Source organism: Pseudomonas sp. BNK-45, assembly GCF_047456255.1.
GTDB lineage: Bacteria > Pseudomonadota > Gammaproteobacteria > Pseudomonadales > Pseudomonadaceae > Aquipseudomonas.
In genome coordinates, this window is sequence record NZ_CP179909.1 from 2,621,579 (window position 1) to 2,635,073 (window position 13,495).

A 13,495-nucleotide genomic window follows, 5' to 3' on the forward strand; every position below is an offset into this window, starting at 1 on the left:
GCCGGGGTTTTGCTTAAAATGCTCGGCTTTTCGTCACACACCTCGCGGATTCCAAGCGCCATGGGCACTCTTACGGTCAACCAGAACAAACTGCAGAAACGCCTTCGTCGACAGGCGGGCGAAGCGGTCGCCGATTTCAACATGATCGAAGAGGGCGACAAGGTCATGGTCTGCCTGTCCGGCGGCAAGGACAGCTACACCATGCTCGACGTGCTGCTGCACCTGCAGAAGGTGGCGCCGATCAAGTTCGAGATCGTCGCGGTGAACATGGACCAGAAGCAGCCCGGCTTTCCCGAGCACGTGCTGCCGGCCTACCTCAAGGAATTGGGGATCGAGTACCACATCGTCGAGAAGGACACCTACTCGGTGGTCAAGGAACTGATCCCCGAAGGCAAGACCACCTGCTCGCTGTGCTCGCGCCTGCGTCGTGGCACCCTGTACACCTTCGCCGACGAGATCGGTGCCACCAAGATGGCCCTGGGTCACCACCGTGACGACATCGTCGAGACGTTCTTCCTCAACATGTTCTACAACGGCTCGCTCAAGGCCATGCCGCCCAAGCTGCTGGCCGACGACGGGCGCAACGTGGTGATCCGGCCGCTGGCCTACTGCAGCGAGAAGGACATCCAGGCCTATTCCGACCTCAAGCAGTTCCCGATCATTCCCTGCAACCTCTGCGGCTCCCAGGAGAACCTGCAGCGCCAGGTGGTCAAGGAGATGCTTCAGGAGTGGGAGCGCAAAAGCCCTGGGCGTACCGAGAGCATCTTCCGCGGCCTGCAGAACGTGATTCCGTCGCAACTGGCGGATCGCAACCTGTTCGACTTCACCAACCTGCGCATCGATGACAACGCCACGCCGCGTTTCGTCAATGTGGTGAACCTCTGATCGGCAATCGCTGAACCAGGGCCGCGGCGTCCCGAGTCCCGGGGCGCCGCGGCCTGCCTTCAGGTGCCCGGCACCTGCGGCACGAAGGCCACGCTGCCCTCTGCGGATTTCTTCGCCAGGCGTTCACCGTGGGTGGGCCGTGTGCGGATCAGCTGATGGTCGTTGCCCAGGTATTCCAGCATCAAGGGTTGATCCTTGTTCTGCTGCACGAATATCAAGGTGCGCTGAGGATCCCAGTGCTGGCCGCTGGTCTTGTCCAGCCAGGCCATGAAGTCGGCGCTCGTGCCTGTTCGAGGAAAATCCGCGGTTTGCGGCACGTAGTAGAACGCACCTCCCTGGTTCTGCAGGTACATCGGCAATTTGTTGTCCACTTCCACCAGCACCATGCGCCATTGATTCCAGGGGGCGATCCGGCTGGCCTCGGTTTTCACCTGGGCGCCAAACTGCATCACTCCGCCACCGCCATTGCTCCAGGGATAGGCGACTCCCAGCACCAACAGCAGCACCACGGCCGCGCCGGCAAAGCCCAGGGTCCAGCGCCGGTCAGCGGGTTTGCCGCTGGCGCGTTTTTGCTGCAGGTGCCGGTTCAGCCACCAGGCCCCCAAAAGCTGGGCGAAGGGCACCAGCGGCAAGACGTAATAGCTGCGTCGGCTGCCGCTGGCGGTGAAGAACAGGAACAGCAGGCCCAGGGCCCAGACCAGCCAGCGCTCGTTGGGCTGCAACTGGCGCCAGTGGCGCACCGCAACCCACAGACCGAGCAGCCAGCAGGGAACCCAGGGCAAGGTATAGGCCGGCAGGTAGATCAGGTAGGTATAGATCGGCCCCTGATGGTCGAACGGGTCGAAAAAGCGCACCACGTTTTCCCGAAACACCAGGTCCAGGCCGCTTTGGCTGTAGGTTGGTGTGCCGTACAGGTGCGAGAGCAGGAACGGCACCATGTACAGCAGGCCGGCCACCACCAGGGCCAGGCACAGGCGCAGATTCAGGTGGCGTTTCCAGCGGCCCTGGCTGAGCAGGTGAGGCAGCAGCGCCAGCCCCGGCAAGACGAAACCTATCAGCCCCTTGAGCAGCGATGTGGCCGCCAGCAGCAGGAAGAACACCGTGTAACGACTCAGGCGGGTGTCGTCCGGATCTCGCCAGTACCACCAGATAGAGGCCAGTACGCCGCATACCGTGAGAATGTCGGCGGTGGCTACCCGCGCCCAGAACGCGAAATAGAATGTGGTGGCCAGCATCCAGCCGGCGATCAGACCGGTGCCTTTGTGGAACAGTCGCTCACCGATCAGGTACACCAGCCAGATGCTCAGCCAGGCGGCGAGTACCGACGACAGGCGCAAGGACCAGTGACCCAGTCCGCCCATCAGCCAGGCACTGGCAGTGATCAGCCAGTAGGACGGCAGGGGCTTGTCGTAGTAGGGCGTGCCTTTGAGGTACGGGTCGAAGTAATTGCCGCTCTGCAGCATCTGCAGCGCGATGTTGGCCCAGCGGGTTTCCGGGCCCCACAGCTCGCGGGAGCCCAGGCCCAGCAACAGGATCAGCGCCGATACGCCCAGGAGCAGGATCAGGGCCTTGCGCTCGCTGTGGTCGAGATTCATAGACGGATTTCCATGGACTGACTCGAAAAGACTGCACGGGCCCGAAGGGCCGGACAGGCAAAAAAAACGTCAGCGCCGAACGGCTCGACGCTGACGCTGGCTGGCTCACGGGGCAGGCTACGGCTGGCTCTGTGGCACGATCAGGATCAGCAGGTTGCCCTCTTCATAGCGCTTGCCTCCCGCTGGCAGCAGCGCGACTTCCTCGTTCTCCACCACGTTCTTGACCCGCATGACCACGCCCACGGAGCCCTGCTTGCGAGCCTCGGTCATCCATTGTCCGACGTCGGCCATGCTCACCTTGCGTTGTTCCGAGTCTGGATAAGCCAGGCCGTATTTCAGCTCGCCCTCGGTGTTGTACAGCGACACCTGCGGACGTTGCAGGCGCCAGGCCAGGGCCGAGGCCGCACCCAGGTCATTGCTGAGCAGGGTCTTGGTCTGCTTGAGCTCTTGCAGATGTTCCTTGATGAACTGGTCGGGCATCTCGTTGTGCACGATCAGTCCGGGCATGCCGGCGGGCAGCAGCGCCACCAGCAGCCAGATGCCCAGGGCCGGGGCGGGCCAGTATTGCAGCGGCCTGGAGGCCGGCAGCAGGTTGGCGATGATCCAGCCCATCAGCATGATGAACACCAGGGACAGGCTGAGCATTTCGTTGTGGCCATAAACCGGCCGGGTGAGCTGGATCACCAGCAACGCCACCAGTGCCCCCACGCCGATCAGCAGATTGAGCAGGCTGTTGAGGCGAATGGCTCGACCCTGGCGATCGCTGACGCGGTCAATCAGTGCGTTACCCATGAGCACCGCCAGTGGCAGCAGGCACGGCATGATGTAGGTCGGCAGCTTGCCCCGGCTCAGGCTGAAAAACACCAGCGGCAGCAGCAACCACAACAGCAGAAAACCGCTGTTGGCCTGGCGCTTGTCCTTCCAGGCCTGCATCAGTGTGCCGGGCAGCAGCAATGCCCAGGGCAGGCAGGAGACGACCAGCAGAGGCAGGTAGAACCACCAGGGCCGGGTGTGTTGGGCGTTTTCGGCGGCAAAGCGCCGAATATGCTCGTGCCAGAAGAAAAAGCGCCAGAAGTCCGGCTCATGGGCGTGCACGCTGAGCGCCCAGGGCAGGCTGATACCGATGGCCACCACTACCGCCACCAGCCCGTAGCGCAGCAGTTCGCCCAGGCGACGTTGCCAAAGCATATAGGGCAGGGCGATCAGTACCGGCAGCAGCCATGCCAGGAAGCCCTTGGTCATGAAGCCCATGCCGCACGCCGCCCCGAGCACCGCCCAGGCCAGGAGGCGAGCGCGTGTGGCCTGGCTGTCCAGGGCGAACCACAGGGCCACCAGACTCAGGTTGACCCACAGCGTGAATTGCGGGTCGAGGTTGGAGTATCCGGCTTGCCCGGCAATCAGGCCGAAGCTCATGTACAGCAGCGCCGCGGCGAAGCTCTTGCGTGGATCGTTCCACATCCGGCGCGTGATGAGATAAGCCAGCAGCACGCTCAAACCGGTGCTCAGGGCCGAGGCGATGCGCACCCCGAACAGGTTGTCGCCGAACACCGCCTGGCCGATGGCGATCATCCAGTAACCGGCAATCGGTTTTTCGAAGTAACGGATACCCATGAAGTGCGGCGCGACCCAGTCGCCGCTGAGGAGCATTTCCTGGCTGATCTGCGCGTAGCGGGTTTCATCGGGAATCCACAGGCCATGGCTGGCCAGCGGCAGCAGGTAGAACAGGCTGAAGGCCAACAGCAGAAATGGCAACGCCCAACGCTTGATCATGCCGTTGTTACTCCCACGCACAGTGTTGCCTGAAGGTGTGGCGCTCGTTCCATAAGCCGGGTGGGTAAAGTGCGGTGCATTTCTGTCCTCGAAGTCAGGTAAGGATTTCAACGTGCAAGTTGCATGGCCGGGGCGAGTTGAGGATCAGCGATGACGGCATCTACAAATCGCTTGAAACTCCGTGAGTGCTGCCCGGTTTTTAATGGCTGCATTTTTTATAGCGGTTTTTATGAAAAATGCTCTGCTCTCTAATAGTGCAACTTGCAATAAAGTCAATTAAATGTGGGCTGTTAGTCTGTCGATTCGCTGAATGAAGTCTGTTGTCTAGTTGTCAAAAAGAGTTACAAATTGTTCGGCGCTTCTTTAAGTACTTGTGGCCAGCTCTTGGCGTTCAGTATTCCCAGTATTTGCAGTTTTCCGTCTGCACCGAGTGTCAGGAACAAGGAACTGGTGTACTCGGTGGCCAGGGCATGGGCGAAGCCCATGCGGCTCTCCAGATCGCTGATGCAGCCGCTGTGGGTGACCAGGATCAGGTTGCGCCCCTGAAGCTTGTGGGCCTTTATATCGTTCTCGAAGTTGTCGGCGCAGTTCAACAACCAATCCTGAGAGCTGGTGACCTGATTGAACATGGCCTGTGCGGTTTGCAGGGTGCGGGTCATGGGGCTGCTGATGACATCGGTACGGTCCATGCCGATGCTCCGGAAGGCCTTGCCCAGGTCGGTCGCGGTAGCACTGCCCAGGCGGGTGATGCCATCTGCGGGGCCCAGGCAGGGGTTGGCCGATCGGTCACAGCGCTCGGCGTGGCGCACCAGGGCGATGACTTCTCCGGCCTTCCAGTGTTGATAGATTCCGCTGCGTTGCATCTGATGATCGCCAGCGAGATCCAGAGGAGTCGCCGGCCAGAGTACAAAACCGCTTATCAGGGCGATCAGGGTAATAGTGAGCGCGCTGATGATGATCTTTCCGGAGCGCCGAATGCGGGCGGTGTCGGCCCGGGGTCTGGTTTGTTTGATGTTGTGCACGTCGCTTACCTGAATCTATTTTTGAGAAATACTTTTAATTCGGGTTGGAACTAGTGTTCTGCAGCAGACCGACATGCGCACCGGCACCAGCGTAGTCACTGGCCCCCAACTTAAGGGAGTCCAGGTCTCAGATTGGTGAAAGCGATGTGAAAAAAACGAATGGCGCGGCACGTGCCTGTTTAAGACCAGACAGCCGTTACTCAGCCTGTTGGCTTGAAAGAAACGTTGTTATTCGTTAACCGGCGGACGCAGGGAATCTGCGCGTGGCGGCTATTTAACGCTGCTGGTCCTGGTGTCTATGACAAGCCGGAGAAACTGTAGCCTGAGAAAAAGAACGGCGTGGAAAAACTGCGCATCAGTTCAGCGTTCTGTCAGCCAAAGGAGGGAGAGGGGCGGTGCAAGACTGCTTCCAGCCACTGTCCGTGGCAGAAGCAGTCAAGAGGGAGCGGGGATCAGTGGTTGACGGTGTAGGCCAGCATCGCCGACAGCTGGCACAGGGGACGACCACTTTCTTCTTGCCACTGGTTGAACACCGCTTGCACCAGCGCCTGGTCGCGTTTGCTGCTGGGCACCTTGTCGATGATGTTCTGGGCATTGAGGGCGGCCACTACGTCCCAGGTGGGGATGAAGGTGTCCTTGCCCACCATGCGCAGGAAGCGTGGCGCCGACAGGCCGCCCATCTGGTTGCCGTGCTTGGCCAGGTACTGCCAGAGCCCGGTGATGTCCTGCACCGGCCAGTCGGCTATGAAGGCGCCGAAACTGCCGTGCTGCTGTTGCACGTCGAGGATCATCTGCGCATTGCGTGGCACGCTCTTGAGCTTGCCCAGGTGACGAATGATCCGCGTGTCTTGCATCAGCCGCTCCAGATGTTCGGCGCCCATGAGCACCACCTTGTCCGGATCGAAGCCGAAGAACACCTGTTCGAACGCTGGCCATTTGGCGTCCACCAGGCTGTGTTTCAGCCCCGCGCGAAAGACCCGCAATGCCAGTGTCGACAGGTAGCGATCAGCGCTCAAGGCACGCAGATACTCGTTGCTTGCCGGGGTTGGCAGTTGGGCTTCCAGGGCCGCGGCGGAACCGAAGCGGTTGAGACAGTATTCATTCAGCCATTTGTAATCGTGCATGCCTGCTCCTGGAGGGGCGGTCGGAGAGTCGGTTGAACAGGGTTGGGGCCTTGGCTGGCGATACAAGTTCCCCGGGACCGGGGAACTTGCGTCAGGTTCAGGCCGGGGTGGCGCCTTCGCCGGCGAGCCGGCGGTTGAGCTGGAAGCGCCAGCGCACGTAGAGCAGCGCCGAAGTGAACACCGCCAGGCTGGCGAACATTTCCAGCAGGCCGAACAGCTGGCGATTCGGGTCATAGGCCGCCAGCGCGCCCTTGATGAAGTACAGGTTGACCACAAAGCACATCCACGCATGTCCCCGGGCACTGCCGCTGAGCATGCCGGGCGCCATGAGCAGCAGGGGCACCAACTCGATCAGCAGGATCACCCAGGGCCGGGCACCGTGCAGGTCGGCCACCAGCAGGTAATACCCGCACAGCAGGCCCACCAGGCCGAAGAAACAGATCAGGCTGGTGATCCGGGCCAGACGCACCCGGGGTTCCAGCCATTGCACCGTCGGCAGGATCTTTGGCTTCTTAGCCACGGCCGTTCTCCAACTGCAGGGCGGTTTTCGCCAGGCGCAGGCCCAGGGCCCGGCACAGGGCGATTTCATGCTCGTCCAGCGGACTCTTGCCGTCAGCTCCGGCGTGATGGCTGGCGCCGTAGGGGGTGCCGCCGCCACGGGTCTCCAATAGGGCCGACTCGCTGTAGGGCAGGCCGGTGATCAGCATGCCGTGATGCAGCAGCGGCAGCATCATCGACAGCAGGGTGGCTTCCTGGCCGCCGTGCAGGCTGGCGGTGGAGGTAAACACACCGGCGGGCTTGCCCACCAGCGCGCCGGTCAGCCAGAGGTTGCTGGTGCCGTCGAGAAAGTACTTCAGGGGCGCCGCCATGTTGCCGAAGCGGGTCGGGCTGCCCAGGGCCAGGCCCGAGCAGTGCTTCAGGTCGTCGAGGCTGGCGTACAAGGCACCACTGTCGGGGATGCTCGGGGCCACGGCTTCGCATTCGGTGGAAATTCCCGGGACGGTGCGCAGGCGGGCTTCCAGGCCGGCCTGTTCGACGCCACGGGCGATCTGCCGGGCCATCTCGTTGGTCGAACCGTTGCGGCTGTAATACAGGACCAGGATGTACGGCGCGCTCAAGGCAGAATCTCCAGCACATTTTCCGGTGGGCGACCGATGATGGCCTTGTCGGCGGTTTCGAGAATCGGGCGTTCCATGAGTTTCGGGTGCCCGGCGATGGCAGCGATCAGTTGCTCTTCGCTCAGGCTCTGGTCGGCCAGGTTGAGGCTCTTGTACTCGTCCTCGCCGGTGCGCAGCAGCTGGCGCGCGCTGATGCCGAGCTTGCCCAGCAGGCGTTGCAATTGGGCGGCATCCAGTGGGGTTTCCAGGTAGCGGACCACGGTCGGGGCCAGGCCGCGTTGTTCCAGGAGTTCCAGCGCACCGCGGGATTTCGAGCAGCGCGGGTTGTGATAAAGCGTCAGATCGGTCATGTGCGGGTCGCATCTTGCGTAAGGTGGCGGCTATTCTACCCGCGCGACGGGCTCTCCTGAACCTTGGGAGTCGATAGGTCGCAGCGACCCGGGGTCGGCAGTGTTATTCAAGACATCTTTCAATACAGGAAACAGCGCATGGCAAGGCAATTGGCGGCGGCATTGGCGATCATTACAACCCTGCTGCTGAGCGGCTGTGGCAATGACTACGGGGTCGACCAATATGGCCGGAAAGTCGCCGCCGAGCGTATCGACAAGCAGTGGCTGGTGCTCAATTACTGGGCCGAGTGGTGCGGCCCTTGCCGCACCGAGATCCCTGAATTGAACGCCCTGGACGAGCAGCTCAAGGGCCAGTCGGCCACCGTGCTGGGGGTCAATTTCGACAATGTGCAGGGTGAAGAACTCAAGAACGCCAGCGAGAAGCTGGGGATCAAGTTCACCGTGCTGGCGCAGAACCCGGCGGAACTCTTCGAACTGCCACGCAGCGAGGCGCTGCCGGTGACCTACATCATCGACGACAAGGGCAAGGTGCGTGAGCAGATGATGGGGGAGCAGACGGCTGCGGGCGTGCTGGCCAAGTTGCAGGCCCTGCGCGGGCATTGATGGCGCTTGGACGCTAGCGGCTGGCCAGGCTGCGAAGGTCCTGAAGGAATGCGGGGGCCTGAAGCTCGCTGGAGATTCAGGCCCCCGGATGTTGTTCGCCGTTTGCAGGCTCGGCAGCGGCTACAGGAATATCAGCCTTCTTCCAGCCACCAGCGCAACGGTTTGCCTTCGGCAGGCCAGAAACGCACTTGCTCGATCGGCGAGACATCCCAGCGTTCGACGTTTTCCAGGGCCTGCAGAAAGCGGCGTTCCTGCTCCATCAAGGCCGGGGCACAGAGTTTGCGGGTGCTGCCGACCTTGCCGAAGCTGAGCTTCTCGCCGTCCAGGGTGTAAGGCGCGAACCAATGGTTGCAGCCACCATTGCCGTAGGCGCGACCATCCTCGCCCAGGGTGATGGTCAGGTGGCTGTAATCGATCAGCGGACGTTCACCGATCCATTCCAGAACATAGCTGCGGTCCTGCTGCAGCTTCAGCGGCTCGGCGGCGCAGCCCAGCAGGCCGGCCCCCAGCGCCGCGGTCAGCATCAGGCGTTTCATTGGCCGGCCTGCTGGCATTTCGGGCAGCGGTGCTGCTCACCTTCGCTGCGCCAGCCAAGTTCGGCGATCCGCGCGCTGGCGGCGGGCTTCTGGGCCTTGTTGCCCAGCTTGGCATCCACCGCGAACTCGAAGTCGAGGGTGGCGGCGCAGCTGTCGCAGTTGACCTGCCACTGGTGAATCGCCAGTTCGCCAAATACCGGGCCGCGGGCCACGGCGACCCATTGGCCTACGGGATTGATCAGGTGGCGCACAGTCTCCACCGTCAGGCGCATGGACAGGTCCTTGCTGCCTTTGAGGGTGACCAGCAGCACGTCGTCGGTGCGGATGGAGCCACCGTTGCCGGTGACTTGATAGCGGCCCGGCACCAGTGCGCGGCATTCGATCAGGGTGTGTTGCGGGTTCATCAGGTTGTAGCGGAAATCGTGTTCGACCATGGGTCCTCCAAATCTGCCGCGTATGCTAGCACGGGCCCCTGCGCCGCAGGTCGCGGGCAGGCGACCTTCGATCAGCCCGCGCGGATGTCACCCCAGGACCCGATTCTGCGCTTGCCCTGCGGCCCAACTGGCGATGTTGTGCAAGGTGGTCTCGGCGATGGCGGCCAGGGCTTCGTGGGTCAGGAACGCCTGGTGCGCAGTCACAATCACGTTGGGGAAGGTCAGCAGCCGGGCCAGCACGTCGTCCTGCAGGGGCAGGTCGGAGCGGTCCTCGAAGAACAGTTGCGCCTCCTCTTCGTAGACATCCAGCCCCAGGTAGCCCAGCTGCCCGCTTTTCAGGGCGTCGATCAGCGCCGGGGTATCCACCAGGCCGCCGCGCCCGGTATTGATCAGCATTGCCCCGGGCTGCATGTGGGCCAGGCTGTCCTGGTTGATCAGGTAGCGACTGTGGTCATTGAGCGGGCAATGCAGGCTGATGATCTGCGCCTGGGCCAGCAGTTGCGGCAGCTCCAGATAACGGGCGCCGAGGGCTTCCACGGCCGGATTGGGGAAGGGGTCGTAAGCCAGCAGTTGGCAGCCAAAACCCGCCATGATCCGGGCGAAGGTGGCGCCGATCTGCCCGGTGCCGACAATGCCCACGGTCTTGCCCACCAGGTCGAAGCCGGTCAGGCCGTGCAGGGTGAAGTCGCCCTCGCGGGTGCGGTTGTAGGCTCGATGCAGGCGCCGGTTCAGCGCCAGGATCAGGGCCACCGCGTGCTCGGCCACCGCATGCGGGGAATAGGCCGGGACTCGCACCACCTCCAGGCCCAGGCGCTGCGCCGCCGCCAGGTCGACGTGGTTGTAGCCGGCCGAGCGCAGGGCGATCAAGCGAGCGCCGCCGGCGGCCAGTTGTTCCAGCACCGGGGCGCTCAGGTCATCGTTGATGAAGGCGCAGACCACTTCATGGCGTTCGGCCAGGGCCACGGTGTCCAGGCTCAGGCGGGCGGCCTGGAATTGCAGTTCGATACCCGCCGGCAGGCTGGCGCCGAGAAAACTCTCGCGGTCGTAGTTCTGGCTGCTGAATAGAATCGTGCGCATGCTTGCATCCTTGTTCGGGGCGCCCAGCATGCCTGCCGGGCACTGTTCGGGTCTTGCCCTGGGTCAGGCGTTGATCCGCGCCTCGGCGGCCAGGCGACCGATTGCGTGGTCCAGCTCGTCAAGGGCGGCAAAGGCCTTGGCGTCCTCCTGCTTGAGCAGGGTTTCGCTGCGTTGGCAGGCGGCACGCAACTGCGGCACCCCGCAATAACGAGTGGCGCCGTGCAGACGGTGCACCCGCTCGATCAAGGCGCCATGGTCGTTGGCCGCCCGGGCGGCTTTGATCGCCTCACGATCGGCTTCCAGGGATGCCAGCAACATGGCCAGCATGTCCGCTGCCAGATCGGCCTTGCCGGCGGCCAGGCGCAGGCCTTCGTCCTGATCCAGCACTTGCAGTTCCAGGCTCACTTCAGAGCGTTCGCTGGCTCGTTCCGGGCCCTGGTTGCGCAGGGCCAGGCCGGTCCATTTCAGCACCACCTGGGCCAGTTGCCGTTCGCTGATGGGCTTGGTCAGGTAGTCGTCCATGCCGCTTTGCAGCAGGGCGCGCTTTTCGTTGGCCATGGCGTGGGCGGTCAGGGCGACGATCGGCAGCGGTGTCCCATGGCGCTCGCTTTCCCATTGGCGGATCGCCTCGGTACTTTGCCGACCGTCCATGCCGGGCATCTGCACGTCCATCATCACCAGGTCGAAAGGCTCGTTCTGGATCGCGTTCAGCGCGGCGTAACCGTTGTCCACCGCCAGCACCTTGGCGCCCATGTCTTCCAGCAAGGTCTGGATCAGCAGCAGGTTGGCCGGGTTGTCATCGACACACAGCACCCGTGGTGCGCGGCTGGAGAGGGGTTCCTCCGGCTCGCTGCGGGGCCGGCGCGGAGTGACCAGATCGGACAGGGCCCGGCGCAGTTTGCGGGTGCAGGCCGGCTTGGCCTGCAGTTGACTGTGGGGATTGGGCACCGAGAGGTGGAACAGCGTCTGTTCGGTGGTCGGGCACAGCACCAGGACCTTGCAGCCCAGATGCTCCAGGTCCCAGATGTGCTGGCTCAGGCGCTCGGGAGACATGTCGTTGCTGGTGATGCCCAGCACCGCCAGGTCAATCGCCTGATCGCTCTGGTGCACCCCGGTAATGCCATTGGTCAGGGCTTCCAGGGTGTTGAACGGGGTCACCTCCAGGCCGCAGTCTTCCAATTGGTGCAGCAGGGCCTGGCGGGCCAGTTCGTGATTTTCCAGGACCGCCACCCGTCGTCCCAGCAGCGGCGGGCCGGGCAGGTCCTCGGCATCGTCGCGGGTCTTGGGCAGGTTGAGGCTGATCCAGAACTCCGAACCTTCACCCGGGGTGCTGTCGACCCCGATCTCGCCGCCCATCTGCTCGATCAGGCGCTTGGAGATCACCAGCCCGAGCCCGGTGCCGCCGGGTTGGCGCGACAGCGAGTTGTCGGCCTGGCTGAAGGCCTGGAACAGGGCGCGTACATCCTGGTTCGACAGGCCGATGCCGGTGTCCTGGATGCTGATGCGCAGTTGCACGCTGTCTTCGTGCTCTTCTTCCAGCATGGCCCGGGCGACGATGGTGCCTTCGCGGGTGAACTTGATGGCGTTGCTCACCAGGTTGGTGAGGATCTGCTTGAGTCGCAGCGGGTCACCGACCAGCGACAACGGCGTGTCGCGATAGACCAGGCTCACCAGTTCCAGCTGCTTGGCGTGGGCGGCCGGGGCGAGGATGGTCAGGGTGTCCTGCAGCAAGTCCCGCAGGTTGAACGGAATGCTGTCGAGCACCAGCTTGCCGGCTTCGATTTTCGAGAAGTCGAGGATTTCGTTGATGATCCCCAGCAGGCTGTCGGCGGATTTTTCGATGGTGCCCAGGTAATCCAGCTGGCGCGGTGTCAGCTCGCTTTTCTGCAGCAGGTGGGTGAAGCCGAGGATGCCGTTGAGGGGTGTGCGGATTTCATGGCTCATGTTGGCCAGGAACTCCGACTTGATGCGGCTGGCTTCCAGGGCTTCCTTGCGCGCCAGATCCAGTTCGATGTTCTGGATCTCGATGGTTTCCAGGTTCTGGCGCACGTCTTCGGTGGCCTGGTCGATGCTGTGCTGCAGTTCTTCCTGGGCGTTCTGCAGGGTGCTGGCCATGCGATTGATGCCGGAGGCCAGTTCATCCAGTTCGTGGCTGCCCAAGGGTGGCAGGCGGGTTTCCAGGTTGCCGTCCTTGAGTTGCGCCACCGCCTGCTTGATCTGGGTCAGCGGGTTGTTGATGGTGCGCCCCATGCGCACCGCCAGCAGGGCGGTACCGGCCAGGCCGGCGGCAATCAACAGCAGGCTGGCGAACAGGCTGCGGTAGCCACGCAGCAGCATGCCGCTGTGGGACAGCTCCAGTTCCACCCAGCCCAGCAGGCGGTCGGATTCATCGGGGATCAGGTCGCCGGCCAGGTTGCGATGGCGGCCGAATACCGGCAGTTGGTAGCGGGTCGCGTCATTGCCGCTGCGCTGCATCATCTGCGTGCCGTTGCCGCTGGGTGGCGGGTTGAGCATGCTCGGTCCCGCGTGGGCCACCAGCGTGCGATCAGGGGCCAGGAAAGACACCGCGCGCACGTCCTGCTGTTCCAGGGCCTGGGTGGCGATGCGCTCGAGCATCTGCGCGTTGTGGTTGCCCATCGCCGGTGCCACCAGCGAGGCCAGTTGTTCGGCAATCATTTCGCCGCGCTGCAGGAGCTGGGCCTGCAGTTCGGAGAGCTGCATCCAGGTGAAATAGCCGCCCAGCACCAGGGCCATGAGGCTGGTGGGCAACAAGGTCAGCAACAGTACGCGGCCTTTGATTCCCAGTTTCTTGAGCACGCCACTCTCCTGCTTCCACGCTGTTTTAAAAGGTCTACGGGCACGTCCGTGATGCGCCACCCGCGCAGTGTAACGATTTGCCGAAGGCTGATCTTGGCAAATTGCGCCCTGGCGGTCGGCGGCTGGAATGCCTGCGACCAAGGCATTGGTTGCCGCGCTCCGGG

Annotated in this window: 13 protein-coding genes; 2 read left to right on the top strand and 11 right to left on the bottom strand. The window is 63.0% G+C overall.

Annotated features, from left to right (window positions below; translation table 11 throughout):
• Positions 1-60 precede the first annotated feature (60 nt).
• A complete protein-coding gene (gene ttcA / locus ACMGG8_RS12325; protein ID WP_060840565.1) occupies positions 61-885 on the top strand; it encodes a tRNA 2-thiocytidine(32) synthetase TtcA in 825 nt (274 codons plus the stop codon).
• Between the two features lie 59 nt (positions 886-944).
• Here the strand turns inward: ttcA and ACMGG8_RS12330 are convergent, their stop codons facing one another.
• The 7 genes from ACMGG8_RS12330 to arsC all read right to left on the bottom strand — a co-directional run bounded on the left by ACMGG8_RS12330 (position 945) and on the right by arsC (position 7,864).
• Positions 945-2,480 (bottom strand): ArnT family glycosyltransferase, encoded by a 1,536-nt coding sequence (locus ACMGG8_RS12330; protein ID WP_414159634.1) that lies wholly within the window; start codon positions 2,478-2,480, stop codon positions 945-947.
• Positions 2,481-2,597: 117 nt separating this feature from the next.
• Positions 2,598-4,250, bottom strand: coding sequence for a lipid IV(A) 4-amino-4-deoxy-L-arabinosyltransferase (arnT, locus tag ACMGG8_RS12335; protein ID WP_060840563.1), 1,653 nt, complete (start codon positions 4,248-4,250; stop codon positions 2,598-2,600).
• Between the two features lie 341 nt (positions 4,251-4,591).
• Complete coding sequence (locus ACMGG8_RS12340) at positions 4,592-5,272, bottom strand: histidine phosphatase family protein (RefSeq protein WP_219915012.1); 681 nt, start codon at positions 5,270-5,272, stop codon at positions 4,592-4,594.
• Positions 5,273-5,724: 452 nt separating this feature from the next.
• Positions 5,725-6,396 (bottom strand): DNA-3-methyladenine glycosylase I, encoded by a 672-nt coding sequence (locus ACMGG8_RS12345; RefSeq protein ID WP_060840562.1) that lies wholly within the window; start codon positions 6,394-6,396, stop codon positions 5,725-5,727.
• A gap of 97 nt (positions 6,397-6,493) precedes the next feature.
• Positions 6,494-6,916: a DUF2069 domain-containing protein gene (locus ACMGG8_RS12350; RefSeq protein ID WP_060840561.1), complete on the bottom strand. Its 423-nt coding sequence runs from the start codon at positions 6,914-6,916 to the stop codon at positions 6,494-6,496.
• Positions 6,909-7,514: an NAD(P)H:quinone oxidoreductase gene (gene wrbA, locus ACMGG8_RS12355; protein WP_060840560.1), complete on the bottom strand. Its 606-nt coding sequence runs from the start codon at positions 7,512-7,514 to the stop codon at positions 6,909-6,911. The genes ACMGG8_RS12350 and wrbA overlap by 8 nt, the downstream gene beginning before the upstream one ends.
• Positions 7,511-7,864, bottom strand: a complete 354-nt coding sequence (gene arsC, locus ACMGG8_RS12360; protein WP_060840559.1) for an arsenate reductase (glutaredoxin) — start codon at positions 7,862-7,864, stop codon at positions 7,511-7,513. Before arsC ends, wrbA begins: the two co-directional genes overlap by 4 nt.
• A gap of 138 nt (positions 7,865-8,002) precedes the next feature.
• Between arsC and ACMGG8_RS12365 the strand changes: the two genes are divergently transcribed.
• Positions 8,003-8,467 (top strand): TlpA disulfide reductase family protein, encoded by a 465-nt coding sequence (locus tag ACMGG8_RS12365; RefSeq protein WP_108546120.1) that lies wholly within the window; start codon positions 8,003-8,005, stop codon positions 8,465-8,467.
• Positions 8,468-8,598: 131 nt separating this feature from the next.
• Here the strand turns inward: ACMGG8_RS12365 and ACMGG8_RS12370 are convergent, their stop codons facing one another.
• The 4 genes from ACMGG8_RS12370 to ACMGG8_RS12385 all read right to left on the bottom strand — a co-directional run bounded on the left by ACMGG8_RS12370 (position 8,599) and on the right by ACMGG8_RS12385 (position 13,331).
• Positions 8,599-9,003: an META domain-containing protein gene (locus ACMGG8_RS12370; protein WP_060840557.1), complete on the bottom strand. Its 405-nt coding sequence runs from the start codon at positions 9,001-9,003 to the stop codon at positions 8,599-8,601.
• The gene (locus tag ACMGG8_RS12375) at positions 9,000-9,437 is read right to left on the bottom strand and encodes a hypothetical protein (RefSeq protein WP_092311726.1); all 438 of its coding nucleotides are present in this window, start codon (positions 9,435-9,437) and stop codon (positions 9,000-9,002) included. Before ACMGG8_RS12375 ends, ACMGG8_RS12370 begins: the two co-directional genes overlap by 4 nt.
• Positions 9,438-9,524: 87 nt before the next feature.
• Positions 9,525-10,514, bottom strand: coding sequence for a 2-hydroxyacid dehydrogenase (locus tag ACMGG8_RS12380; RefSeq protein ID WP_414159635.1), 990 nt, complete (start codon positions 10,512-10,514; stop codon positions 9,525-9,527).
• Between the two features lie 63 nt (positions 10,515-10,577).
• Positions 10,578-13,331, bottom strand: coding sequence for a response regulator (locus tag ACMGG8_RS12385; RefSeq protein ID WP_060840554.1), 2,754 nt, complete (start codon positions 13,329-13,331; stop codon positions 10,578-10,580).
• Positions 13,332-13,495 lie beyond the last annotated feature (164 nt).